General features: G+C 63.2%; 26 protein-coding genes. 20 read left to right on the top strand and 6 right to left on the bottom strand.

Translation table 11 applies throughout. From position 1 onward, the window contains the following. From B3873_RS10430 to coq7, 6 genes are all read left to right on the top strand, one after another. Positions 1 to 687 (top strand): amino acid ABC transporter substrate-binding protein (locus B3873_RS10430; RefSeq protein ID WP_286865831.1); only part of this gene is annotated, 687 nt, incomplete at its 5' end. A gap of 188 nt (positions 688 to 875) precedes the next feature. Beyond that, entirely contained in the window at positions 876 to 1,625 is a 750-nt protein-coding gene (locus B3873_RS10425; protein WP_286865830.1) for an amino acid ABC transporter permease, read from the top strand. A 3-nt stretch (positions 1,626 to 1,628) separates the two neighbouring features. Further along, positions 1,629 to 2,324: an amino acid ABC transporter permease gene (locus B3873_RS10420; RefSeq protein ID WP_039786895.1), complete on the top strand. Its 696-nt coding sequence runs from the start codon at positions 1,629 to 1,631 to the stop codon at positions 2,322 to 2,324. Between the two features lie 84 nt (positions 2,325 to 2,408). Continuing rightward, positions 2,409 to 3,137, top strand: coding sequence for an amino acid ABC transporter ATP-binding protein (locus B3873_RS10415; RefSeq protein ID WP_008331909.1), 729 nt, complete (start codon positions 2,409 to 2,411; stop codon positions 3,135 to 3,137). A gap of 230 nt (positions 3,138 to 3,367) precedes the next feature. After that, complete coding sequence (gene pyrC / locus B3873_RS10410) at positions 3,368 to 4,402, top strand: dihydroorotase (RefSeq protein ID WP_286865825.1); 1,035 nt, start codon at positions 3,368 to 3,370, stop codon at positions 4,400 to 4,402. 96 nt (positions 4,403 to 4,498) lie between these two features. Further along, positions 4,499 to 5,125: a 2-polyprenyl-3-methyl-6-methoxy-1,4-benzoquinone monooxygenase gene (gene coq7 / locus B3873_RS10405; RefSeq protein ID WP_039786897.1), complete on the top strand. Its 627-nt coding sequence runs from the start codon at positions 4,499 to 4,501 to the stop codon at positions 5,123 to 5,125. Between the two features lie 79 nt (positions 5,126 to 5,204). Here coq7 and B3873_RS10400 read toward each other — a convergent pair whose 3' ends face one another. Continuing rightward, entirely contained in the window at positions 5,205 to 5,663 is a 459-nt protein-coding gene (locus B3873_RS10400) for an OsmC family protein (protein WP_134136561.1), read from the bottom strand. Between the two features lie 633 nt (positions 5,664 to 6,296). Here B3873_RS10400 and rplM point away from each other — a divergent pair. The 6 genes from rplM to erpA all read left to right on the top strand — a co-directional run bounded on the left by rplM (position 6,297) and on the right by erpA (position 10,002). Next, positions 6,297 to 6,725, top strand: a complete 429-nt coding sequence (gene rplM, locus B3873_RS10395; RefSeq protein WP_013235788.1) for a 50S ribosomal protein L13 — start codon at positions 6,297 to 6,299, stop codon at positions 6,723 to 6,725. A gap of 9 nt (positions 6,726 to 6,734) precedes the next feature. Continuing rightward, positions 6,735 to 7,127, top strand: coding sequence for a 30S ribosomal protein S9 (gene rpsI / locus B3873_RS10390; RefSeq protein WP_006461968.1), 393 nt, complete (start codon positions 6,735 to 6,737; stop codon positions 7,125 to 7,127). Positions 7,128 to 7,392: 265 nt separating this feature from the next. Then, a complete protein-coding gene (gene argC, locus B3873_RS10385) occupies positions 7,393 to 8,430 on the top strand; it encodes an N-acetyl-gamma-glutamyl-phosphate reductase (protein WP_134223286.1) in 1,038 nt (345 codons plus the stop codon). A gap of 23 nt (positions 8,431 to 8,453) precedes the next feature. Then, positions 8,454 to 9,158: a DUF6776 family protein gene (locus tag B3873_RS10380; protein ID WP_209534304.1), complete on the top strand. Its 705-nt coding sequence runs from the start codon at positions 8,454 to 8,456 to the stop codon at positions 9,156 to 9,158. 9 nt (positions 9,159 to 9,167) lie between these two features. Next, positions 9,168 to 9,563 (top strand): bactofilin family protein, encoded by a 396-nt coding sequence (locus B3873_RS10375; protein WP_039786903.1) that lies wholly within the window; start codon positions 9,168 to 9,170, stop codon positions 9,561 to 9,563. A 73-nt stretch (positions 9,564 to 9,636) separates the two neighbouring features. Further along, positions 9,637 to 10,002, top strand: coding sequence for an iron-sulfur cluster insertion protein ErpA (gene erpA / locus B3873_RS10370; RefSeq protein WP_008331898.1), 366 nt, complete (start codon positions 9,637 to 9,639; stop codon positions 10,000 to 10,002). A 164-nt stretch (positions 10,003 to 10,166) separates the two neighbouring features. On the opposite strand, the gene hemL is transcribed toward erpA, so the two are convergent. Both hemL and thiD read right to left on the bottom strand, forming a co-directional pair. Then, the gene (gene hemL, locus B3873_RS10365; protein ID WP_286865814.1) at positions 10,167 to 11,450 is read right to left on the bottom strand and encodes a glutamate-1-semialdehyde 2,1-aminomutase; all 1,284 of its coding nucleotides are present in this window, start codon (positions 11,448 to 11,450) and stop codon (positions 10,167 to 10,169) included. 34 nt (positions 11,451 to 11,484) lie between these two features. After that, positions 11,485 to 12,333, bottom strand: coding sequence for a bifunctional hydroxymethylpyrimidine kinase/phosphomethylpyrimidine kinase (gene thiD, locus B3873_RS10360; RefSeq protein ID WP_039786906.1), 849 nt, complete (start codon positions 12,331 to 12,333; stop codon positions 11,485 to 11,487). A 98-nt stretch (positions 12,334 to 12,431) separates the two neighbouring features. On the opposite strand from thiD, the gene B3873_RS10355 reads away from it, so the two are divergent. The 6 genes from B3873_RS10355 to B3873_RS10330 all read left to right on the top strand — a co-directional run bounded on the left by B3873_RS10355 (position 12,432) and on the right by B3873_RS10330 (position 20,214). Next, positions 12,432 to 12,584: a rubredoxin gene (locus B3873_RS10355; RefSeq protein ID WP_006461975.1), complete on the top strand. Its 153-nt coding sequence runs from the start codon at positions 12,432 to 12,434 to the stop codon at positions 12,582 to 12,584. Between the two features lie 448 nt (positions 12,585 to 13,032). After that, the gene (locus B3873_RS10350) at positions 13,033 to 13,617 is read left to right on the top strand and encodes a chemotaxis protein CheW (protein WP_286865812.1); all 585 of its coding nucleotides are present in this window, start codon (positions 13,033 to 13,035) and stop codon (positions 13,615 to 13,617) included. A gap of 128 nt (positions 13,618 to 13,745) precedes the next feature. Further along, positions 13,746 to 15,962, top strand: a complete 2,217-nt coding sequence (locus B3873_RS10345; protein ID WP_286865811.1) for a methyl-accepting chemotaxis protein — start codon at positions 13,746 to 13,748, stop codon at positions 15,960 to 15,962. Between the two features lie 15 nt (positions 15,963 to 15,977). Further along, positions 15,978 to 18,167, top strand: a complete 2,190-nt coding sequence (locus B3873_RS10340; RefSeq protein WP_286865810.1) for a chemotaxis protein CheA — start codon at positions 15,978 to 15,980, stop codon at positions 18,165 to 18,167. A gap of 116 nt (positions 18,168 to 18,283) precedes the next feature. Continuing rightward, entirely contained in the window at positions 18,284 to 19,018 is a 735-nt protein-coding gene (locus B3873_RS10335; RefSeq protein WP_034330510.1) for a ZIP family metal transporter, read from the top strand. 254 nt (positions 19,019 to 19,272) lie between these two features. Further along, positions 19,273 to 20,214: a LysR family transcriptional regulator gene (locus B3873_RS10330; protein WP_134136567.1), complete on the top strand. Its 942-nt coding sequence runs from the start codon at positions 19,273 to 19,275 to the stop codon at positions 20,212 to 20,214. A gap of 25 nt (positions 20,215 to 20,239) precedes the next feature. Here B3873_RS10330 and B3873_RS10325 read toward each other — a convergent pair whose 3' ends face one another. The 3 genes from B3873_RS10325 to B3873_RS10315 all read right to left on the bottom strand — a co-directional run bounded on the left by B3873_RS10325 (position 20,240) and on the right by B3873_RS10315 (position 23,416). Further along, positions 20,240 to 21,097, bottom strand: a complete 858-nt coding sequence (locus B3873_RS10325) for a sulfurtransferase (RefSeq protein ID WP_286865808.1) — start codon at positions 21,095 to 21,097, stop codon at positions 20,240 to 20,242. A 58-nt stretch (positions 21,098 to 21,155) separates the two neighbouring features. Beyond that, complete coding sequence (locus tag B3873_RS10320) at positions 21,156 to 22,073, bottom strand: DMT family transporter (RefSeq protein WP_034330513.1); 918 nt, start codon at positions 22,071 to 22,073, stop codon at positions 21,156 to 21,158. A gap of 221 nt (positions 22,074 to 22,294) precedes the next feature. After that, positions 22,295 to 23,416: an aromatic ring-hydroxylating oxygenase subunit alpha gene (locus B3873_RS10315; RefSeq protein ID WP_276841192.1), complete on the bottom strand. Its 1,122-nt coding sequence runs from the start codon at positions 23,414 to 23,416 to the stop codon at positions 22,295 to 22,297. A 267-nt stretch (positions 23,417 to 23,683) separates the two neighbouring features. On the opposite strand from B3873_RS10315, the gene B3873_RS10310 reads away from it, so the two are divergent. Together B3873_RS10310 and B3873_RS10305 are read left to right on the top strand one after the other, a co-directional pair. Further along, positions 23,684 to 23,968 carry an exodeoxyribonuclease VII small subunit gene (locus B3873_RS10310; RefSeq protein ID WP_051156416.1) on the top strand — a complete coding sequence of 95 codons (285 nt, stop codon included), beginning with the start codon at positions 23,684 to 23,686 and terminating at the stop codon, positions 23,966 to 23,968. Beyond that, positions 23,968 to 24,915, top strand: a complete 948-nt coding sequence (locus B3873_RS10305; protein WP_039786916.1) for a polyprenyl synthetase family protein — start codon at positions 23,968 to 23,970, stop codon at positions 24,913 to 24,915. The genes B3873_RS10310 and B3873_RS10305 overlap by 1 nt, the downstream gene beginning before the upstream one ends. The last annotated feature ends 156 nt before the right edge of the window (positions 24,916 to 25,071 follow it).

Below are 25,071 nucleotides of genomic sequence, written 5' to 3'. Positions count from 1 at the left end.
CCGGTGACCTCGGCCACCCGCATCCCGCTGATCGCCAACGGTACCACCGACATCTCCTGCGACTCCGCGACCAACAACCAGGAACGCTGGAACCAGGTGGCCTTCTCGGTGACCGAGTTCGTGACCGCCAACAAGTTCCTGTCCAAGAAGTCGGCCAACCTGAAGACGCTGGATGACCTGAAGGGCAAGACCGTGGTCTCGACCTCCGGTACGTCCAACCTGAAGCAGATCACCGCACTGAACGCCGAACGCAACCTGGGCATGAACATCCTGGCTGCCAAGGACCACGCCGAAGCCTTCCTGATGGTGGAAACCGGCCGTGCCGCCGCCTTCGTGATGGACGACATCCTGCTGTCCTCGCTGGCCGCCAACTCCAAGGCCCCGGCTGACTACCAGGTTTCCTCGGAAGCCCTGTCGGTCGAGCCGTACGGCCTGATCCTGCCGAAGGGCGACAACGACTTCAAGAAGGTCGTCGACGAAGCCCTGACCGTGGTCTACAAGGGTGACGACATCAAGAAGATCTACGCGAAGTGGTTCCAGTCGCCGATCCCGCCCAAGGGTGTCAACCTGAACGTGCCGATGAGCCCGCAGCTGCAAGCCGTTCTGGCCAAGCCGACCGACTCCTACGATCCGGCTGCCTACGCTGCCGTGCCGGAAGCGCAGAAGAACATGGGCAAGAAGAAGTAACAAGCGCATTGCTTCGTGCAATCGAACAAAACGGGGGCCTGTCCCCCGTTTTGTTTAGCCGGAACTGTCCCGCTTGCCTTGCGGCAATGCCGGGGCGGCCAAGGCGCTGAACCAACAAGAAGCGGCGCGGCATTTGCCTGGTGACCGCGCCCGAGAACACAGACTTCGAACCACAGACGAGGCCATTTATGCATTACAACTGGAATTGGGGAATCTTCTGGGAGATGTCTCCCGATGGCATCCCCTACATTGACACGCTGCTGGCGGGCCTGAAATGGACCCTGGCCACAGCCGCCTGCGCCTGGATCATGGCACTGGTCCTGGGCACCATCTTCGGTACCTTGCGTACCACCACCAAACCTTGGGTGGTGCGCATTGCCAACGGCTACGTGGAACTGTTCCGCAACATTCCGCTGCTGGTCCAGATGTTCCTGTGGTATTTCGTGGTGCCGGAACTGCTGCCCAGCGCCATCGGTGACTGGATCAAGAGCCTGCCGGATGCGTCCTTCGTGACCGCGACCCTGGCCCTGGGTTTCTTCACCTCTTCCCGTGTGGCTGTGCAGGTGACCACCGGCATCCAGGCACTGCCGCGCGGCCAGCGCATGGCGGGTGCCGCCCTGGGCCTGACCCCGGTGCAGACCTATCGCTACGTGCTGCTGCCGATGGCCTTCCGCATCATCATCCCGGCACTGACCAACGAGTTCGCCGCCATCATCAAGAACAGCTCGGTAGCACTGACCATCGGCCTGGTGGAACTGACTGCCGCGACCTACTCGATGCGCGAATTCACTTTCCAGACCTTCGAGGCGCTCAGCGGTGCCACGATCATCTATCTGATCATTTCCGTGATCGCGCTGTTCATGGCGCGCCTGCTGGAAAAGGTCACCGCCGTTCCGGGCTACATCACCGGCGGCAGCACCAGCGCAGGAGGGCATTGATCCATGTTCAGCAATTTCGATTTCGACGTCATCCAGCGCTCGTGGGTCTACCTCTTCACGACCGGCCTGAAGTTCACGCTCATTCTGACCTTCTCGGCCATGCTGGGCGGGATCATCCTGGGCACGCTGCTGGCCATGATGCGCCTGTCGTCCAACAAGCCGCTGTCGTTCATCGCGACCACCTACGTCAACCTGATCCGCTCCATTCCGCTGGTGCTGGTGATCTTCTGGTTCTACTTCCTGGTGCCCTTCATCGGTGCCTGGATCATTGGTGCCTCCGAACCCATCCAGGTCGGTGCGTTCCAGTCGGCCCTGATCACTTTCATCCTGTTTGAAGCCGCGTATTATTGCGAGATCATGCGTTCGGGCATCCAGTCCATTCCGCGCGGGCAAGTGTTCGCCGGCTACGCGATCGGCATGAACTACTGGCAGATGATGGGCAACGTGGTGCTGCCGCAGGCCTTCCGCAACATGACCCCGATCCTCCTGACACAGACCATCGTGCTGTTCCAGGACGTCTCGCTGGTCTACGTGCTGGGCTCGGTGCCGGACTTCGTGACCAGCGCTTCCAAGATCGCGCAGCGTGATGGCCGCCTGGTGGAAATGTATCTCTTCGTGGCCGTGGTGTATTTCGTGCTGAGCTTTGGCCTGTCGCAACTGGTCAAGCGCTTCCAGAAGAAGATCGCCATCATCCGCTAAATGTTTTTGACGGCCGCCGCCCGCGCTCTACAGCGCCAGGCTGGCGGCCAGTGAATCCAGAATTCAGAAATCCAGGAGAATCAAATGATCGAACTCAACAATGTCAGCAAGTGGTACGGCAGCTTCCAGGTCCTGACCGACTGCTCGACCTCCGTCAAGAAGGGCGACGTGGTGGTGGTGTGCGGCCCGTCCGGTTCCGGCAAGTCCACGCTGATCAAGACCGTCAACGGCCTGGAGCCGTTCCAGAAAGGCACCATCACCGTCGATGGCGTCTCCGTCGGCGACCCCAAGACCAACCTGTCCAAGCTGCGTGCGCGCATCGGCATGGTGTTCCAGAACTTCGAACTGTTCCCGCACCTCTCCATCCGCGAGAACCTGACCATCGGCCAGATCAAGGTGCTGGGCCGCTCCAAGGAAGAGGCCACTGAAAAGGGCTTGAAGTACCTGGACCGCGTGGGCCTGCTGGCGCACAAGGACAAGTTCCCCGGCCAGCTCTCCGGCGGCCAGCAGCAACGTGTGGCGATTGCCCGCGCGCTGTCGATGGACCCGATCGCCATGCTGTTCGATGAACCGACCTCGGCGCTGGATCCGGAAATGATCAATGAAGTGCTCGACGTCATGGTCGGCCTGGCTCAGGAAGGCATGACCATGATGGTCGTGACCCACGAAATGGGCTTCGCCCGCAAGGTCGCCAACCGTGTGGTGTTCATGGACAAGGGCCTGGTCGTGGAAGATTGCGCCAAGGACGAATTCTTCGCCTCGCCGCGTTCGGAACGCGCACGCGACTTCCTGGCCAAGATCATCACCCACTGATCGCCCGCATTCGCATCGCTGCAAGGGCTGCCCCGGCAACGGGGCGGCCCTTGTCGTTTGTGCCAGGTCAAAAGCGGGTCAGGGCTTGCGTTTCGGGGTGCTTGACGGCTACGGTAGAATGTCGCCCTTGAAGACATCGCGGCTGGCTCTCCACAGCCCGCATCGGCCGGGATGCCTTGCCTGATCCGTAATCCTCAGACCGACACCACTCCAAGACCGAAAGATCCGCAATGAGCAACGTACTGACCATCACCCGCCCGGACGACTGGCACCTGCACCTGCGCGACGGCGCCACCATGCAGGACGTGCTGCCGCATACGGCACGCCAGTTCGCACGCGCCATCGTCATGCCCAACCTGAAGCCGCCGGTGACCACCACCGAGCAGGCCGGTGCGTATCGCGATCGCATCCTGGCCGCCTTGCCCGCAGGCATGTCCTTCGAGCCGCTGATGGTGCTCTATCTGACCGACAACACCCCGCCCGAGGAAATCCGCCGCGCCAAGGAAAGCGGCTTCGTCAAGGCCGTGAAGCTCTATCCGGCCGGTGCCACCACCAACTCCGACGCCGGCGTGACCGATCTCTCGAAGTGCTACAAGACCCTGGAAGTGCTGCAGGAAGTGGGCATGCCCTTCCTGGTCCATGGTGAAGTGACCGACCCCGAGATCGACCTGTTCGACCGCGAAGCCGTCTTCATCGACCGCATCATGAAGCCGCTGCGCCAGGCCATGCCGGAACTGAAGGTGGTCTTCGAGCACATCACCACCAAGGAAGCGGCCGACTACGTGCTGGCCGGCGAAGGCCCGACGGCCGCTACCATCACGGCGCACCATTTGCTGTTCAACCGCAACGAGATCTTCAAGGGCGGCATCCGTCCGCACTACTACTGCCTGCCGGTCCTCAAGCGCGAGACCCATCGCAAGGCGCTGGTGGCGGCAGCTACCTCGGGCAATGACAAGTTCTTCCTCGGTACCGATTCGGCGCCGCACGCCAAGGGCGCCAAGGAGCACGCCTGTGGCTGCGCCGGTTGCTACACCGCGCTGCATGCGCTGGAGCTGTATGCCCAGGCCTTCGACAGTGCCGGTGCGCTGGACAAGTTCGAGGCCTTCGCCAGCTTCAACGGTCCGGACTTCTACAACCTGCCGCGCAATACCGGCACCGTCACCTTGCAGCGCGAGACCTGGGCCATTCCCGCCGAGCTGCCCATGGGCGATGCCACGGTGGTGCCGCTGTCGGCAGGCGAACAGATCCACTGGAAGATGGTCTGATCCGTTTCAGGGATCAGCCGTATTCCTTCGTCCCCGGCCGGCACGCCCAGGCGGCGCGGCCGGGATGTCCATCACAACGAGAGAAAGGCGAGCTGTATGCAAGTCGTCGATGAACTGATTACCGATTTCGACAAGGCGCTGCGCGTGATCAGCGGCGTGGTGTTCGAGAGCCGTCCCAACCCGGGACGCGGCCTGCCGGACGGTGTCATGAACGAGGCCGAGAAGCGCCACGCGGCCGGGCTGATGCGGGTCAACAACGTGGGCGAGGTCTGTGCCCAGGCGCTCTACGACGCCCAGGGCCGCTTCGCCCAGACGGAAGATATCAAAGCGGCCTTCAAGCGCGCCGGCATTGAGGAAGAGGATCACCTCGCCTGGACCGCCGAACGCCTGCGCGAACTGGGGTCGCATACCAGCCTGCTCAATCCGCTGTGGTATGGCGGGGCCTATGTGCTGGGCAGCATCGCGGCACGGCTGGGTGATGCGCGCAACCTGGGCTTCGTCTCCGAGACCGAGCGCCAGGTCGAGCACCACCTGCTGGGCCACCTGGACAAGCTGCCGGCCCAGGACAACCGCTCCCGTGCCATCGTCGATCAGATGCGCCTGGATGAAATCGAGCACGGCCAGGCGGCGCGTGACCTGGGCGCGGCCGAGGTGCCGGCTCCGGTCCGCGGGCTGATGAAGGCCATGGCCAAGGTCATGACTACGGTGGCTTACCGGATCTGAATCCGGAGGCGGCCGGATCGCCGGACATGAAAAAAGCGGCCCCGGCCGCTTTTTTTCTTGCTGCATCCTGCCGCGGACCTTACTGCTGCTGGACGGCCGCAGAGGACGTATCGGTGAGGTCGTCGATGATCTCGAAGGAGTGCGTGATCTCGGCGGTCTTCTCCAGCATGATCGACGCCGAGCAGTACTTGTCGTGGGACAGCTTGATGGCACGCTCGACCACATTGGTCTTGAGGTTGCGGCCACGCACGGTGAAGTGGAAATGAATTTTGGTGAACACCTTGGGATCGGTCTCGGCGCGCTCGGACTTCAGGGTCACGTCGCAGCCGCGCACGTCCTGGCCGCTCTTGCGCAGGATTACCACCACGTCATAGGCGGTGCAGCCACCGGTGCCGGCCAGCACCACTTCCATCGGACGCGGCGCCAGGTTGCGGCCGCCGCCGTCAGGGGCGCCATCCATCGTCAGCAGGTGGCCCGAACCGGTTTCCGCCGTGAAGGTCATGCCGGACAAGCCGGTCCAACGTACTGTGCATTCCATCTGTCTCGTCCCAATCGGTTCAATGAAGCTGCGTATTGTAGCTTTTGACGCGCGTGGCTGCAGCCGGTGCAGGGGAGGGCATGTGAAGCTCCGTGATTTTTGCGCTGCGGAAAAATTGTCGAATTAGTATTCATCTATCGCATTTCGACTGTGCTTTCGGCAACTTGTAACCCAGCAGTGACGCTGCTTGCAGACAGTTACAAATTTATTCGCCTCGCGTTATTGCGTTGCACAAACCGCTTTGCTATATTGAATTCAACGGAAGTTTTTGCAGCACGTAACGATGTCTCCTCCACCCTCCTCATTGGTGTGGATTAAACCCGGAACCTCAGTGTCCGGGTTTTTTTTGTCTTTTTTCTGGCCAGGCCCCGCGCAAAGTTGTGCCAGCGGCAACGAAATTCCGTCTTCCAGCAATAAAACCCCGGCAAATCGCCGGATCGGCGCCACAATCCCCCGAAACCTTTTGACGCTAAGTCCTTGAAAAGGCTATACTTGCCGGCTTTCCCATGCGCTCGGGAAGATAAAAGGATGAGTCCGCGAAGCGAAGTACCCAGGACAGCAGGCATCCGCCGGCTGGCCCGCATGAGCGGAACCGCCATTTGAGCGTTTATATACTGATAGAGAAAGTCAAACATGAAGACCTTTTCCGCTAAAGCCCATGAGGTTCAGCGCGAGTGGTTCGTGATTGACGCGACGGACTTGGTCCTCGGACGTGTTGCCAGCGAAGTGGCACTCCGACTGCGCGGCAAGCACAAACCCGAATTCACTCCGCACGTCGATACCGGTGACTTCATCGTCGTCGTCAACGCAGGCAAGCTGCGCGTGACCGGCACCAAGGCCACTGAGAAGACCTATTTCCGCCACAGCGGTTATCCGGGCGGCATCTACGAAACCAACTTCCTGAAGATGCAACAGCGTTTCCCCGGCCGTGCGCTGGAGAAGGCCGTCAAGGGCATGCTGCCCAAGGGTCCGCTGGGCTACGCCATGATCAAGAAGCTGAAGGTTTATGCAGATGGCAACCATCCGCACGCCGCGCAGCAACCGAAACCCCTCGCCCTCTAAGGAACAGACATGATCGGTAACTACAATTACGGAACCGGCCGTCGCAAGAGTGCAGTGGCGCGTGTTTTCATCAAGGCAGGTTCGGGCAACATCATCGTCAATGGCAAGCCCGCCGCTGAGTACTTCTCCCGCGAAACCGGCCTGATGGTGATCCGTCAGCCGCTGGAACTGACCGGCAACGTCGAACGTTTCGACATCAAGGTGAACGTCCACGGTGGCGGCGAATCCGGCCAGGCCGGCGCTGTTCGCCACGGCATCACCCGCGCCCTGATCGACTACGACGCCGGCCTGAAGTCGGCTCTGTCGAACGCAGGCTTCGTCACCCGTGACGCGCGTGAAGTCGAACGTAAGAAGGTTGGTCTGCGCAAGGCACGTCGCGCAAAGCAATTCTCGAAGCGTTAATCGTTTCTTGCATTACGGAAAGCCGTCGGCATCTGTGCCGGCGGCTTTTTGCTTTTATGCGTTGCCGCTGCAGGTTTGGCTTGCTTGCGCAACGTCTCGTAGTGTGACGATAATTTCGGCTATTTGCGGAAATTACTGTCCGAGCGGAAATCAGCGGGAAATATTCTCCTGCTAAAATTGACCGCTTTTCAGCGTGCCATGCACGCGCGTCCGGCGCTCGTCCGCCACGGCGTTTTCTCTTCGCCTTTTCTCGCAAGGAACAGACATGATCAAGGTAGGTATCGTTGGCGGAACCGGTTACACCGGCGTCGAATTGCTGCGTATTTTTGCGACTCACCCGCAAGCCCGGGTGGAGGCGGTGACCTCGCGCAAGGAAGACGGCATGCCGGTATCCGAGATGTATCCCTCCCTGCGCGGCCGCGTCGATGTGGCCTTCTCCTCGCCCGACAAGGCGCGCCTGACCGACTGCGACGTGGTCTTCTTCGCCACCCCCCATGGCGTGGCCATGGCCCAGGCCCCGGAACTGGTGGCCGCCGGCGTGAAGGTGATCGACCTGGCCGCGGACTTCCGCATGCAGGATGTGGCCGCCTTCGAGAAGTGGTACAAGCTGCCGCACAGCTGCACGGACCTGCTCAAGGAAGCCGCCTACGGCCTGCCCGAACTGAACCGTGAGGCCATCCGCAAGGCGCGCGTGGTGGGCAATCCGGGCTGCTATCCGACCACCATGCAGCTGGGCTTCGCACCTCTGCTGAAGGCCGGCGTGATCGATGCCTCGCACCTGATCGCCGACTGCAAGTCCGGTGTCTCCGGCGCCGGCCGCAAGGCTGAACTGAGCCTGCTGTTCTCGGAAGCTTCCGACAACTTCAAGGCTTATGGCGTCTCCGGCCATCGCCACTCGCCCGAAACCATCGAACGCCTGTCGCACCTGACCAGCGACAAGGTCGGCCTGCTGTTCACGCCGCACCTGGTGCCGATGATCCGTGGCATGCATTCCACCCTGTACGCACGCCTGACCAAGGACATCGACAACGCCGCCCTGCAGGCCCTGTTCGAAGACGCCTACAAGGACGAGCCCTTCGTCGACGTGCTGCCCTTCGGTTCGCATCCCGAGACCCGCACCACGCGCGCTTCCAACATGCTGCGCCTGGCCGTGCATCGTCCGGACAATGGCGACACGGTGGTGGTGCTGGTGGTCCAGGACAACCTGGTCAAGGGTGCTTCCGGCCAGGCCGTGCAGTGCATGAACCTGATGTTCGGTCTGGAAGAAACCAGCGGCCTGCAGCAGGTCCCGGTCCTGCCGTGAAGTACCGCTTGTGGCGTCGGCGCATGACGATTTCTGCGCCGAAGATGACCATCAAGCGCCACCTGCCGCTGCCGCTGCTGATCCTGTTGTGGACAGCGGTGGTGGCTGTGGGCGCGGCGGCGGCGGTCTGGACTTACCAGCTCGGCCGCAACAACCTGCCCGGTCTGCATGGCGATGCCGGCGAGCAGATCGAGCAGCTGAGCGAACAGGTCAAGAAGCTGACCGCGGAAAATGAGCGCTTGCAATCTGCCTCCAACGCGTCGCAAAATGAACTGAAGATTGCCCAGACGGCGCAAGCCACGCTGGCGACCCAGGTCAAGAACATGGAGGCGGAAATCAACCGCCAGAAGGAAGATCTGGCCTTCTTCGACAGCCTTCTGCCGACCAACCTGGGCGCACCCGGCATCACCATCCAGCGTTTCAAGGCCGAGCAGGCCGCGCCCAACCAGCTGCGCTATCGCGTGCTGGTCATGCAAGGTGGTGGGGGAACGCAACAGTTTGCAGGAAACCTGCAGCTTAGTGTCAATATGGTGCAGGGCGGCAAAGGTGTTACCATCAACTTCCCGGAAGGCAATTCCGCTGACCAGGCGCGCTATCGGCTCGCATTCAAGTATTACCAGCGGGTCGAAGGCCTGCTGACCATTCCCGAAGGTGCCATCGTGAAGTCGGTGGCAGTCCGAGTTCTCGACCGCGGCCAGGTGCGTGCCCAGCAGTCGGTAGATCTGTGAGGTGATTCCATGTTTACACGCAAGACCAAAAGCACGATCGACAGCCTGATCGGCATGTCTACCAGCATCACGGGCGACGTCGGCTTCAAGGGCGGCCTGCGCATCGACGGCGCCATTACCGGCAACATCAACGCCGAAACCGGCCAGCCCAGCGTGCTGGTCATCTCCGAGCACGCCAAGGTGGTCGGCGAGGTGCGCGCGGCACACCTGATCGTCAACGGCGAGATCGTCGGCGATGTCCACTCCACCGAACTGCTGGAGCTGCAGCCCAAGGCTCGCATTACCGGCAACGTCTTCTACAAGGCGCTGGAGATGCATGGCGGGGCACTGGTCTCCGGCAAGCTCAGCCATGACCAGCAGGTCGAGACGCCGGTGCTGAAGCTGGCTGCATCGTCGGAAGCATGAAAATCCGCAAGCGCTTATAATGGCTTTATCGATCTAATGTATTGATCCGCCTCAAGCCCAGCAGGAGCCCGAAATGAATGCCGTAGCCGAACTGCAACAAACCGACATGCCCGCCCCGATCAACTTCAGCGACAGCGCAGCCGCCAAGGTGGCCCAGCTGATCGAGGAAGAAGGCAATCCCGACCTGAAATTGCGCGTCTTCGTGCAGGGCGGCGGTTGCTCGGGTTTCCAGTACGGTTTCACCTTTGATGAAATCGTCAACGAAGACGACACCACGATGAGCAAGAACGGCGTCCAGCTGTTGATCGACTCGATGAGCTACCAGTACCTGGTGGGCGCCGAGATCGACTACAAGGACGACCTGGAAGGCGCGCAATTCGTCATCAAGAACCCGAACGCCACGACCACTTGTGGTTGCGGCTCCTCGTTCTCGGTGTAAGCGCTGCCAGACTCCCCGCCTGGCGCGGCTTTGCGGGGAGATGAAGAAAAAGGACGCCTCGGCGTCCTTTTTTCATGTCCAGAACCTTCATATCGCCCTGGACCCACCGTGCAGCGGGCGTTTCCGGGAACGGCCAGGCGCCACCGGAAATGCCCGCACCAGCGTCAGCCCAGTTCGGTGAAGGCCTTGGCCGCAGCGGCGATGGTTTCCTCGATGACGGCATCGCTGTGCTGGGCCGAGACAAAGCCGGCTTCGAAGGCCGATGGCGCGAAGTACACGCCTGCATCCAGCATCTTGTGGAAGAAGCGGTTGAAGCGTTCCTTGTCGCCCTGCATCACCTCGGCATAGCTGGTGGGCACCTTGGCATCGAAGTAGAGGCCGAACATGCCGCCGATGGCATCGGCTGCGAAGTTCACGCCGGCTGCCTTGGCGGCAGCGGCGAGGCCATCGGCCAGCTTGCGGGTCTGGGCCGTCAGATGGGTGTAGAAGTCCGGCTGCTGGATGATCTTCAAGGTCGCCATGCCGGCCGCCACGGTCACCGGATTGCCCGAGAGGGTGCCGGCCTGGTAGACGCCACCCAGCGGTGCCAGATGCTTCATCACCTCGGCGCGGCCACCAAAAGCGGCCACCGGCAGGCCACCGCCGATCACCTTGCCCAGCGCCGTCAGGTCGGGAACGATACCGTTCAATTCCTGGGCGCCGCCACGTGCCACGCGGAAGCCCGACATCACTTCATCGAAGATCAGGATGGCGCCGTATTCGGTACACAGGCGGCGCATGGTGCGCAGGAATTCATCCGAAGCACGCACCAGGTTCATGTTGCCCGCTACCGGTTCCACGATCACGCAGGCGATCTCGTTGCCAGCATTCTTGAAGGCCTCTTCCAGCTGGGCGGCGTTGTTATAGTCCAGCACCAGGGTGTGCTTGGCGAAGTCTTCAGGGACCCCGGCCGAGGTCGGATTGCCGAAGGTCAGCAAGCCGCTGCCAGCCTTCACCAGCAGGGAGTCGGCGTGGCCGTGGTAGCAGCCTTCGAACTTGATGATCTTGTCGCGGCCGGTGGCGCCACGGGCCAGGCGCAGCGCGCTCATGGTCGCTTCGGTACCGGAGGAGACCAGGCGGATCTGCTCGATGGAGGGCACCAGCTTGATGATTTCTTCGGCCATCTCGATTTCGGCCTCGGTCGGTGCACCGAAGGACAGGCCGCGCGCAGCTGCCTGCTGCACCGCCTTGACCACTTCCGGATGGGCGTGGCCGACGATGGCGGGGCCCCAGGAGCCGATGTAGTCGATGTAGCGCTTGCCTTCGGCATCCCAGAACCAGGGGCCTTCGGCGCGTTCGATGAAGCGCGGGGTGCCGCCTACCGAACGGAAGGCGCGTACCGGGGAATTGACGCCGCCCGGCGTGCTTTGCTGGGCGCGGGCGAACAGGGATGCATTGGTCTTGGTCATGTGTGTGCGGACGATACCGTCCGGATGCAGTGAATCAGTTGATGGAAGGCGGCGCGTCCAGATCGGCGGGGTCTTCCGATTCGCGCGCCCAGAAATAGCGGTCGGGCAGCAGCTTGCCCATGCCGATGCGCTGCGCATTGGCCAGCGCGGCCAGCGTGAACTCCTGCGCTTCGGATGCCGCCAGCGGCACTTCCAGGTCATTGGCCAGCATCGCTGCCATGGCTGCCGAGAGCGTGCTGCCGGCACCGACGAAGGAACCCGGCAGGCGCGGCCAGGCATCCTGGCGCACCAGGCCGGATTCGTCGAAGAGCGAATTGGCCACTTCCTGCAGGTCGGTCTGGGTATTGGTCACCAGCAGGTATTCGCAGCCCATCTCGATGATGCGCATGGCATCGAGCTCCAGCGCATCGCCCGGCACGGGTTCGCGCCAGGTTTCGGCCAGGCGGGTCAGTTCGCCGGCTGAGCAGATCAGCACCGTGGCTTGCGGGATCAGCAGTTCGCGAATGGCAATCAGGCGATCATCCTCGTCTTCCTGGTTGGCCAGGGCGCTGATGAAGGGATCCAGGATCAGCGGCACGTCGGGATAGTCGGAGACGATCTCGGCAATCACCGAGATGTTCTCGATGCTGCCCAGTGCACCGACCTTGAAGGCGGCTACTGCCATGTCTTCCAGGATCACGCGGGCCTGGTCGGCGACCCAGTCGACGTCGACCACCTGCACGTCTTCGACGCGGGCGGTGTCGCCGATGAGCAAAGCCGTCACCACCGACAAACCGTGGCAGCCCATGGCGGCGAAAGTGGCGAGATCGGCCTGGACGCCCGTGGCGCCTACCGGATCGGCTGCGCCGAAGCTGAGGATGAGGGGAGGAGTTTGGTTTTGCACGTCGAGTAGATTAAGATAGCTGACTTAGCATTTTACTTGATTGATTTTAGGGATAGTCAGCCGTGACGAATAGCAGCCAAACCGAATTCAAAACCTGGATGTGCCTGATCTGTGGTTGGATCTACGACGAAGAAGCAGGCCTGCCCGAAGAAGGCATCGCCCCGGGCACCCGCTGGGACGACGTGCCCATCAACTGGACCTGCCCGGAATGCGGCGCCCGCAAGGAAGATTTCGAGATGGTCGCCATCTGATCGCCTCCTGATCGCCTGCACCGCCGCCGACGGCTTCGGCATTGCGTCCCGCCGCCATGTGCCCGGCGGCACGCTGGCGGCGCTTCCTTGGCCGGGAGTTGCCGTTCACCCTCCTGTTTTCCTGTCTTGCGGGATTTGATCTACATCAAACTCTCGCTTTGTCACGGTTTTCGTCGCGTTTTCCCATCATTTTTTTCTGCCTGCTGGTGCCATGTCTTTGCCGGGCGGAAAAGCAGCGAACTTTTCTGGGTAAAATCTCTTCCAGTACCAGCTTTGCCCGCATGACCGGATAACAGGACGCACAGACGTCCGCCCGGCCCCTGTACGGCATCTCCCCCGACGGTCTTGTCCATTGAGCCCAGCCCCGCCATCGCGCCGCTGGCCCGCTTCGGCGTACGCGCAAGCGTGCGGCGGCATGGCCTTTCTTAACCGTTTCATGAGGGCTGGTATGCCACACACCAAGGATTTCGTCATCAACGCGCCGGCCGCCCGCAGCTTTCCCGGCCTGCCGGAGCGAGAGGGGCTGGAGCAATTCCAGACCTCCTTGCTGGCCCGCATGGCCGCCTCCGACAACGAAAGCATGCGCTCGCGCCGCCTGGCGGTCGCCATGGGCGAGCACTGCTATCTGGTCCCGCTGGCCCAGGCTGGCGAGATCGTTCCGCTGTCCGGCCTCGCCGTCACCCCCGTACCCGCCACCCGCGACTGGTTTCGCGGCCTGCTCAACATCCGCGGCAGCCTGATCGGCCTGGCCGATCTCATGGGCCTGGCCGGTGCCGTCCCCCAGGAAATCGGCCGCAGCAGCCACGTCCTGCTGCTGGCTCACGGTCTGGCACCGCAATGCGGCTTGCTGGTGTCAAGGGTATTGGGCCTGCGTGACATCACAGAAATGACACAAATATCGAAAAATTACGATGCGGAAATTCCCTTGCTGGGCCTTGCCGGACGTTATAAAGACAGCGGTGGTCAGCAATGGGATGAACTGGACCTGTCGCTGCTGAGCCAGGACAGCCGTTTTCTGCAGATCGGCCGCTAGCAGCCGTGTCGCAAGCGACGCCGAGGCGGCCTCTGCAAGCCACTGCAGCTGCAGGCCTGAAAATCAGAAAAACCTGAGAAATCCAGAAGATCTGCGAGATCTGTAAAGAGGGAATAGGAACGCCGGCCATGGAACCGACCTTGCCGTATCTGTCGAAAAAGAAGCTCCCGGCCGCCCCTGGGTCCGGCACCGGGAGCGCTGCCGTGGCCGGAGACGATCCAGGCCGGTCGGCCGGGCAGGGCGGCACTGGCCTGCGCCTGCCCTGGCTGCATCGTTATTCCCTGCGTACCCAGACCCGGGTGCTGCTGGGCGTGCTGGCGCTGTCGCTGGCGGCCCTGTGCCTGTTCATGTGGCTGGGCGCGCGCCTGTACCTGCTGGCGACCCTGCAGACCAACCTGGCCTCGGATCTCGTGATGCATTCCCAGCGCATTGGCAAGGCCGTGCCCAATGCCATCCAGGGCAATCCCCAGGCCTTCGTGCAGTTGGCGCAAAGCCGGCTCGAATTCAATCGCGGCCTGCTGCTGCTGAGCAGCGGCGGTCCGTATCAAGGGCAGAACATCGGCCTGCCCGATCCGGCGCTCAAGCCGGCGCTGGACAACGTGGCCCGCATGTGGCGTCGTACCGATCTGGCCGCCGAGACCATCCTCGGCATGGAAAAGGAATTGACCGGCTTCGGTACCACGCTCAAGCGCCTCAACCAGCTGCTGCCCGTGATGCTGGACCTGAGCGAGCAGATCGCCATGCTGCAGTCGCAGGGCCGACCCACCACGCGCGAGATGGCCGCCGCCAGCCAGCTGGTGATGCTGACCCTGCGCCTGGGCCGCAGCTCCAATGAGTTCCTCACCTCCGACGGCGTCAATGCGGAAACTGCCTTCATGCTCGGCAAGGACATCACCGCTTTTGGCGACCTGTTGAAGAGCCTGCTGGAAGGCAATGAGATGCTGCGCCTGCGCGCCGCCACCGATGCTGACCTGCGCAGCAAGCTGCAGGAACTCACGCGGGTCTTTGGCGAGTACCAGCCGCAGATCGCCGGCATCCTCGGCAACCTGCAGAATTTCATCGCGGCCAAGCGCTCCGAGCAACTGGTGTTCATGGAAAACGAAACCTTGAAACGCCACCTCACCGAATTGCAGGAGGCCTACCGAGTCGCCCTGAAGGCGCGCTCCTGGACCTTCTGGGCCGTGCTGTGCGCCATGGCAATGGCCCTGCTCAGTGCCATCGGCATCGCCCTGGTGCAATTGCAGAGCAGCCGCAACAATGCCGCCGCCGCCGAAGCCCGCCGCCAGGAAGCGGAACTGCAGCGCCAGCTGGCCCAGCAGGAAGAAGAAAAGGCCATGCGCGCCAATCACCTGACCCAGGCTGCCGTGCTGCGCCTGATGACCGAGCTGCAGCGCGTGGCCGATGGCGATCTGACGGTGCACACCACGGTCTCGGACGACGTCACCGGCGCCATCGCCGATTCCGTGAACTACACCGTGGAAGCCCTGCGCGGGCTGGTCGAACAGGTCACGCAGATGGCCGCCAAGGTGGCCTGGAGTTCCGAACACGTGCGCGGCACCACCACCGAGCTGGGGGCCGCTGCCCGTGCGCAGGCCCGGCGCATCCAGCGCATCGCCCAGGCCATGCTGGAAATGTCCAACCAGATCACCGGCATCTCGGTGTCGGCCGATGAATCCGCTGATGTGGCCCGCCACGCCGTGGTGGTGGCCGAGCGCGGCGCGCGTGCCGTGGAAGATGCAGTCAAGGCCATGGATGGCATCGGCGAGCAGATCCGCGAGACCTCCGAGCGCATCAAGCGCTTGGGGGCGTCCTCGCAGATGATCGGCGAGATCACCGACCTGATTTCGGATATCACTGAGCGCACCAATGTGCTGGCCCTCAATGCCGCCATCCAGGCGGCGTCGGCGGGCGAGGCCGGGCGCGGCTTCTCGGTGGTGGCCGAGGAGGTGCAGCACCTGGCCGAGCGCTCCAGCGCCGCCACGCGCGAGATCGGCGCGCTGGTGCGCATGATCCAGGCCGATACCCGCGACGTGGTGGTGGCCATGGAAAAATCCACCAATGGCGTCACCGATGGTGCCGTGCTGTCGGACGCGGCCGGCAGCGCCCTGGCCGATATCCGCAGCGTCTCCAAGCGCCTGGCCGACCTGATCCAGGGCATGGCGGTATCGACCCGCGAACAGGCGGTCTCGGCCAATGGCGTGGCCCAGCAGATCCAGGGCATCCTGAGCGAGAACGACATCATCGAGCAGAGCCGCGAACAGGTCGCCACGCTCTATGAAGAACTGTGGGATGCGGCGCGCCAGCTGGAAAGCTCGGTCTCGCGGATCCGCGTCAAAGTTTCCTGAGCCGGTGCTGCTTCCATGATCCTCGGTACCGACAACGCAGCAGTCCAGACTCAGGCCGGATCCGGCATCCGGTCCGGCGCGGGCGATGAGCGTCTGCGCGAGACCCTGCGTCCGCTGCTGGCCATCGTGCGCCAGCAAAGCGCCGCCTGGTGTGCCCGCCTCGACCAGCAGCAAGCGCGCCCCGGCCTGCCGGCACTGGCCCTGCGTACGCTGGCGGCGCTGCGTGACTACGCCGGTGCCAGCGGTGCCGCTGCCTTTGCCTCCTCCGCCTCGGCACTGCTGGAGACCTTGCAGCAGCAGGGCAGTGATGGCATCTCGCACGCGGGTACCCGCAGTCTGCTGGAAGCCGGTATCCATTCCCTGGCCAGCCAGCTGGAAGGCCCGCTTGCCCCGGCCAGCGAACCGCAGGCACCGGAGCTGATCGATCCACTCCTGCTGCCGGTCTTTCTGGAAGAAGCACAAGAGCTCATCGCCGGTATCGGCGAGACCTTGCTGGTGCTGTCGGAGGGCGGGCAGCCTGGTGCGGTCGATGCCAGTCTGCTGTCCGAACTGGCGCGCCCGCTGCATACGCTCAAGGGCAGTGCGCGCATGGTGGGGGCCTTGCACCTGAGCCGCTGCCTGCACGACATGGAAGGAGCCCTGCAGCGTCTCGGCGAGGGCAGCCCGGCCCCCCGGAGCGTGGCGGCGCTGCTGGCCTTGTATGACCAGGCCGTGGAGCATTTCAGTACGCTGGAACAAGGCATGGCCACGTTGTCGGCAGTCGGCACACAGGCCGCCCCTTCCGCCTTGCCCGGCACCGCAGCGGCAGAGGGACGGCTGACCGCGCCCTTGGTCCGTATCCGTACCACCGTGCTGGACAAGCTGCTGAATCAGGTAGGTGAAGTTTCCATCAGCCGTGCCCAGCTGGACAACGAAATCGGGGCCCTGCAGGGCGACGCGCGCCTCTTGGGTGAAGATTTGGACGCCATGGCACAGCAGCTGCAGCGATGGCAGCGCAGTTGGGAGCAGGGCAGCCCGCAGCCCCGGGACGAGGCCGCGACCGGCCTGACCGAACTGGCCAAGGCCATGGAAGCCGCCCTGGGTGCGGCCGTGGCGCGCCAGAAGCGGCTGCTGCAACGGGTGGTGAGAACCCGCGAGGGACTACGCCAGCAAGGCCGCACCACGCGCGAGCTGCAGCAGGAGCTGATGCATGCGCGCATGGTCAAGTTCAACAGCATGGAGCCGCGCATGCAGCACCTGGTGCGCCAGGTCGCGGCCGAAACCGGCAAGCCACTGGTACTGGACCTGTCGGACTGCCGGCTGCAAATCGACCGCGCCATCCTGGAACGCCTCATGGGCCCGCTGGAACACCTCTTGCGCAATGCCGCCGTGCATGGCATCGAAGAATCGCCGGTGCGCCGCGCGGCCGCCAAGCCGCCCAATGGCTGCCTGCGCATCCAGGCGGGGCATGAGGGCAACGAAGCCGTCATCCGCGTCAGCGACGACGGCCGCGGGCTGGACCTCGCCGCGATTCGCCACAAGGCGATGCAACGCGGATTGCCGGGCGTGGAACAGTGGAGCGAAACGCGCCTGGCCGAGCTGATCTTCGAACCCGGCTTCAGTACGCAATCGCAAGTCTCTGCCCTGGCCGGACGCGGCATCGGCATGGATGTGGTGCGCGCCGAAGTGGCTGCACTGGGCGGGCGCATGACGGTGCATTCGCGGCCCGGACAGGGTGTACTCTTCACGCTCTACCTGCCGCTCTCGCTGGCGGTGCAGCAGGTCTGCCTGCTGCATCACGGGCAGCAGCAGTACGCCATTCCTTCCACCCTCATCGACAGCGTCATCCAGTTGCGCAGCGACCAGGCGCGCCAGGCCCTGGCGCGGCGCACGCTGGAGGTCCATGGCCGGGAACTGCTGCTGCATCCGCTGCACGTCCTGCTGGACGAGCCGCCGCCAGTGCCGCTGCCGGGCACGAACGAAGCCGGTTCGGCCTTTGCTTTGCTCATCAAGAATGGCGATGAACTGATGGTCATCATGGCCGACCACGTCAGCGGCAACCGCGAAGTGGTGGTCAAGCCGGTCGGGCCGCAGGTGGCGACCTTGGCCGGCATGGTCGGGGCCACCGTACTGGGGGACGGGCAGATCGTGCTCATCATCAATCCGCTGCTGCTGGCCGGCTCGCGCCGCGTCGATGGCAGCGGCCGGGCGGCGGGCGTACAATAGCGGGCTTTGGCTGCGCGGCTGGCACGCCTGCCGTTTGCCCCTGCATCGTCTTTCGCCCGAGGTCCGTCATCGACTCCACACTCGTCTCCATCCTGCTGGCCACCACCCTGGCCGGCGTGGTCAGCATTACCGCTGCGGCGGTGTTCTCCTTCGCGCTGCTGTCGAAGGTGGTCGAGCGCATGGTCAGCCTGTCGGTGGGCATCATGCTGTCGACCTCGCTGTTGCATGCGCTGCCGGAAGCCTTTGAATCGCAAGCCGAACCGCATACGCTCTTCGCGGTGCTGCTGGGTGGCCTGCTGGTGTTCTTCCTGCTGGAGAAGACGGCCATCCTGCGCCACTCACACCACCACGAAGACGATGGCCACGGCCATCACCACGGTCACGACAAGAAGGAAGCCGGCAAGGCCGGCTGGATGATCCTGGTCGGCGACGGCCTGCACAATTTCACCGATGGCATCCTGATTGCGGCGGCTTTCCTGGCGGATCCGCACCTGGGACTGGTCACCGGACTGGCCATCATCGCGCATGAGATCCCGCAGGAAATCGGTGACTTCATCGTGCTGCTCAATGCCGGGTTTTCGCGCACCCGCGCCTACGTCTACAACCTCATCTGCAGCCTGATGGCGGTGGCCGGCGGCGTGCTGGGCTACTTCATGCTGGAACGCGGCATGGAGTGGATTCCCTTCGTGCTGGTGTTTGCCTCTTCGGGCTTCATCTACATCGCCGTTTCCGATTTGATGCCGCAGATGCAGCGCCGCGCCACGCTGCGCGAGACGATCCCGCAGGTGATCCTGATTGCAGCGGGCGTGCTGATCGTGCTGGCACTGACGCATCAGGCGCACGTTCACTGAGGGCATCCGGCCGCGCGGAGGTGTCGCGTTGCCGGCGCACTATCCAGCGCATGCCCACGCTGCAGACCAGGCCCAGCAGGCCGAAGAACAACAAGAGATCCTGGAGCACGATCCATCCTTTCATCGCCTCAAGGCGGGGTTGCGGATGGCTTCACTGTAGGGGTGCCGCGCGCGGTACGCCAATATCAAATCAGCCGGCCCGCCATCTCGAAACGAGATGGATGCGCCGCCAAAACCGGGCAGGGGAGAACAGCATGATTTCCATCCGGCAGTTGCGCTACTTCGTCGAGATCGTCGAGGCACGCGGCTATACCCGCGCGTCCGAGCGCCTCTTCATCGCGCAATCAGCGTTGAGCCGCCAGATCAAGGAGCTGGAAGCAGACCTCGATGTGCTGCTCATCAAGCGCGAGGCCAAGGCCTTCGAGCTGACCCAGGCGGGCCAGGATTTCTATGAACGCAGCCGCCGCATCCTGCTCGACCTGGACCGCGCCGTAGCGCAGGCTCGCACCATCGGCAAGGGCGAACACGGGGCCTTGCGCCTGCTGCACTCCAGCTCGGTGCCGCTATCGGCACCGCTGGGTCCGACCCTCAATGCTGCGTTGAAGGATTTCCCCGGCATCTCGCTGGAAATCTCGCAGGCTCCCTCCGAATACCAGGCCCGCGAGATCGTCGAAGGCAGTGCCGATATCGGCCTGGCGCGTTTGCCCATCCTGCGCGCGCATCCGAATCTGGAGAGCACCGTGCTCTACCGCGAGCGTCTGGTAGCGGCCGTACCCGCCACCCATCGACTGGCCGCGCGCAGCGAAGTGGAGATTGCGGAATTGCGGGATGAATTCTTCGTGACAGTGCCCCACCGCGATCGCGGCGGACTGAGTTATCTGGTAGCCGAGCGCTGCATTGCGCACGGTTTCTATCCGCGAGTGGCGCGCGCCACCTCGCGCAAGAATTCCTTGCTGAGCCTGGTCAATGCGGGCTTCGGCATCGCTGTCGTGCCGCAGAGCATGGCCAGCATTTCACTCTCGGCGGGCGTCAGTTTTCCCGCGCTCAAGGATGCCGATTTCCATTCGGAGGTGGCCCTGCTGCGCCGACGCGATGCGCCGGCCATGGTGCAGCAGTTCGTGGAAGCTTTCGTGGCCCGCCTGCAGGAGGCGGGGATCACGGGAATGACAGGTAGCGTGGCACCCGACCTGCCATAGGGTGCCGCACGCCTCCCTGCAAGGATCAGTTGCCGGTGGCTACCGGACGCTGCGGATCGGAACTCCATTCGCTCCAGGAACCCGGATACAGATGCGCGCCCGGCAAGCCCGCCACTTCCAGCGCCAGCAGGTTGTGGCAGGCGGTCACGCCCGAGCCGCATTGCATGACCGCAGCCTGCGGATCACCCACTACCGACAGCCATTCCTCGCGCAATTGCGTGGCACTCTTGAAGTGGCCATCAGCCTGCAGGTTGTCCTTGAAGAAGCGGTTCTTCGCGCCCGGAATGTGTCCACCCACTGCATCGATGGTTTCGTTCTCGCCACGGAAGCGATCCGGTGCGCGCGCGTCGACGACTTGCAGGGTTTGGCTCTTGAGATTGTCGAGCAGGGCTTGCGCATCCACGGTCTTCACCAGCGAGGACAGATCCTGGATGTTGCCCGGCGCAGCCGGTGCCGGCGTCTCGCTGGTCAGCGTTTCACCCAGCGCCTGCCAGGCTGCCATGCCGCCATCGAGCACGGCCACGTCGCTGTGGCCGATCCAGCGCAGCAGCCACCACAGGCGCGCGGCATACATGCCGCCGTGAGCGTCATACGCGACCACTTGCGTGTCATTGTTGATGCCCAGGTCGCGCATGGCCTGCACGAACTGCTGGCGGTCCGGCAGCGGATGGCGGCCCTGGAAGCGCCCGGCGGCATCGGTCTTGGGACCGGAGAGCAGTTCATCCAGATGGGCGAAGCGGGCCTGCGGAAGATGGCCGGCGGCATAGGCTTCACGGCCGTAGGCGGGGTTGGTCAGGTCGTGACGGCAGTCCACGACCACAATGTTCAGATACTGCGCGCGCGATTTCAATTCGCTGGCGCTGATGAGGGTCTGGTAGGTCATGCGGCTCTCCTTTTGTTCATAAGCCCTGCAAGCGGGCAGGATTCAGGGATTCATGGATTCAGACTTCGGTGGCGATCGGGTCCACCTTGGGTACGTTCTTGGCCACGGCCTGGCTCTTGCGCTGGTTGCGATACGTCGCCAGCATGCCGCTGGCCAGGATGATCGCCATGCCCAGCCAGCCGATCCAGCCCGGCGCATCATCCCAGATCAGCACGCCGAAGAGGCTGGAAAAGACGATGCCCGTGTATTGCAGGTTGGCCGTCACCAGGGTATTGCCGAGCCGGTAGGCGCGCGTCATGGCGATCTGCGCGGTGGTGGCCGTCAAGCCTATCATGAGCACCAGCAGCGCACCGATCCAGGAATGGCTGTGCCACAGCGGCACACGGCCCGTCACCACGCTGCCGACCAGCCCGGCCAATACGCCCGTGGCAGAAAAGTAGAACACCACGCGGTACTCCGGTTCCCCCAGCAACCCCAGCTTGCGCACCTGCAGGTAGACCAGCGCCGACAGCACACCCGAGGCCAGCGAGATCGCACCGCCCAGCAACTGCTCGGCATTGAGCGATGGGCGCATCAGCAGCGCTACCCCGAGGAAACTCAGCGCCACCGTGCCGGCCAGGCCCCATTCGAATTTCTTGTGGCCCTGCCACCAGCCGGCCACGAACAGCATCACCGCAATCCAAATCGAGGACATGTAGTTCAGCGTGGTGGCCGTGGCGATCGGCAGCAGGCTGAAGGAATAGAACCACATCCACAGCGAGACCACGCCCACACCGCCGCGAATGAAGTGATCGCGCGGGAAAGGCGTGCGCAGCGTACCCCCGCGCAGGCGGATCAGGCAGAGGATGAAGAGCACGCCGATCACGCCGCGGCAGAGCACGATCTCGGAGGTCGTGTAGTACTGGCTGGCGAGCTTGACGCACACGCCCATGACGGCAAAGAGGAATGAGGCGACGAGCATCCAGAGCGATTGCATGGCGGCGGTTCAGTAGTGGGAGGGGAGAGTGGGGAAGGCGCACGTGTCACGAGCACCAAATAAAACGGCAGCCCCGGCGTGAACCGGGGCTGCCGTCTTGCAGCTGGAGCGGGAGGGGCGGATGCGGGAGGGCGGGCGACAATGACGGCGCAGACTACGTCCGTCGTGAGCTTGCCGCATTGCCTGCATCTGCTTTCCCCCTGCGCGGCCTGTTGGCCTGGTTATGGTGTGCTGGTTCCTTGCGGCACGTCCAGCTGCTGGCGATACCACTCGTGGAAGTGCTGCATGCCGTCTTCCATGGGCGACTGGTAGGGACCGACTTCGCTGGTGCCGCGATTCATCAGTATACGACGGCCGGCATCCATGCGCAGGGCGATCTCGTCATCCTCGACGCAGGTTTCCATGTAGGCGGCGCGTTCGGCTTCCACCAGTTCTCGTTCGAACAGGGCGATCTCTTCCGGATAGTAGAACTCCACCACGTTGGTGGTCTTCTGCGGACCGGTCGGCCAGAGCGTGGACACCACCAGCACGTGCGGATACCACTCCACCATGATGTTGGGGTAGAGCGTGAGCCAGATGGCACCGTATTTGGGCGGTTTGCCGTTGGAGAACTGCAGCAGCTTTTCCTGCCACTTGGCATAGGTCGGCGAGCCGGACTTGATCAGGCCGTGGTTCACGCCCACGGTCTGGACGCTGTAGTCGCGGCCGAATTCCCACTTCAGGTCGGAGCAGCTCACGAAGTTGCCCAGGCCGGGATGGAAGGGCTCGACGTGGTAATCCTCCAGGTAGACCTCGATGAAGGTCTTCCAGTTGTAGTCGCACTCGTGTACTTCAGTGTGGTCGTACAGGTAGCCGGAGAAATCCAGGTCGCGCGTCACGCCCAGGTGCTTGAGCTTGTCGGCGATGTTGACGCCGTTGTTCTCGAACAGCAGGCCATTCCAGCTCTGCAGCGGGGTCTTGGACAGGTTCATGCACGGCGTCTCGCCGAAATGCGGCGCGCCGATCAGCTCACCCTTCAGATCATAGGTCCAGCGATGCAGAGGACAGACGATGTTGGTGGCATGGCCACGGCCATCGAGCATCTTGGCCTGGCGGTGACGACATACATTGGACAGCAGTTCAACTCCTTGCGCATTGCGCACCAGCATGCGGCCTTCGTTTTCCCAGGGCAGCGTGGAGTAGTCGCCAGCTTCGGGCACCATCAGCTCGTGGCCGACGTAACGAGGTCCCTGCTGGAAGAGTTGTTTCAGTTCCCGCTGATGGAGCGGTTCGTCAAAGTAGACGTGGACTGGAAGTTGCGCGTTTGAACGCGCCAATTTGGCAAAAGTAGCAAGATCGGACATTTCCGCCCCCAAATTAATTTGCACCAACCTAAGGAAGAAAATCCGCAAAAACCTATGTTCAAATAATATGAAGAGGAAATTTTGGACAGAACCGAGGATTATGCCACAAAACCCCCATAAGGGGCCGGGTTTTGTGGCCAAAATGCCAGTAAATTGGCCGAATTTACAAGCTCGGCTCGAAATCCGCTGACATTTCCACGCCCTTGATTGACTTGGGCATCGCCGGTTTGTTCTAAAATACCGGGTTGGAATTTTGAATGGGTCGATATGCCTAGAACCTCTGCCGCTGCTTCCTCTGCTGCCGCCTCTGCGGCGAGCGCCGCCTTGCCTGCTTCTTTCGAGGAAGCGATGGAAGAGCTGGAGCAGCTCGTGGCCCGCATGGAAGCCGGCGAACTGCCGCTGGAAGCCTCGGTGGCTGCCTACAAACGCGGCTCTGAACTGGTGAAGTTCTGCGCCGGCCAGCTCGACAAGGTGGACAGCCAGGTCAAGCTGCTCGAAGGCGACATGCTCAAGCCGTTCAATGCGGCGGACGCTGCCGGCGGGGACGACTGATGAATGCACAGATGCCGGCCGCCAGCGCGCAGGCCCCGCTGACGTTTGCCGACTGGATGCGCCAGGTGCAGGGCGGCATGGAAGACGTGCTGGACCGATTCCTGCCCGCGACCTCGGTGGTGCCGGCGCGCCTGCACGAAGCCATGCGCTATACCGCCATGGACGGCGGCAAGCGCGTGCGCCCGTTGCTGGTCTATGCTGCCGGGGACATCTTCGATACTCCGCGCGCGCTGCTGGACCGGGCTGCGGCGGCCGTGGAGATGATCCACGTGTATTCGCTGGTGCATGACGACATGCCCTGCATGGATGATGATGCCCTGCGCCGTGGCAAGCCCACGGTGCATGTGCAGTATGACGAAGCCACCGCGCTGCTGGTCGGCGATGCCCTGCAGGCGCAGGCCTTCGATACCTTGTCGGCACCGCTGGAGGCCGAGCTGGTCAAGAGCGATGCCGGCGTGACGGCACGCCAGTTGCGCATGGTGAACCTGCTGGCCCAGGCGGCCGGTTCGGTGGGCATGTGCGGCGGCCAGGCCATCGACCTGGCCAGCGTGGGCATGACCCTGTCGCTGGCCGAGCTGGAACAGATGCATCGCCTGAAAACCGGTGCCCTGCTGCGCGCAGCGGTGCTGCTGGGCGCGCTGGGCGGCAAGGCGCTCAGCGCCGACGAGAGTGCAGCGCTGGACGAGTATGCGCGGGCCATCGGCCTGGCTTTCCAGGTGGTCGACGACATCCTCGATGCCACGGCCGACTCGGCCACGCTGGGCAAGACGGCCGGCAAGGATGCGGCGGACAACAAGCCGACCTATGTCTCGATCCTGGGCCTGGCCGAATCGCAGGCGCTGGCCGAGAAGCTGCGCGGCAATGCCCACGCGGCGCTGGCACCCTTCGGCGAGAAGGCGCGCCGCCTGCGCGAGCTGGCCGACCTGATCGTGCAGAGAAAGACTTAAGCGACGTAACCCGGCATGAAGACGGACCGCGCGGCATGTGCCAGGCGCGGCCTTCAGACCCCAACACGGTAAGAACAGATGCTCCTCAATACCATCAACGACCCGGCCGCCCTGCGCCGCCTGTCCCGCCATCAATTGAAGCCGCTGGCCGAAGAG

Source organism: Herbaspirillum sp. UBA812 (assembly GCF_002296545.1).
Classification (GTDB): Bacteria; Pseudomonadota; Gammaproteobacteria; order Burkholderiales; family Burkholderiaceae_D; genus Herbaspirillum; species Herbaspirillum huttiense.
This window is presented reverse-complemented; position numbering and strand designations above follow the sequence as displayed.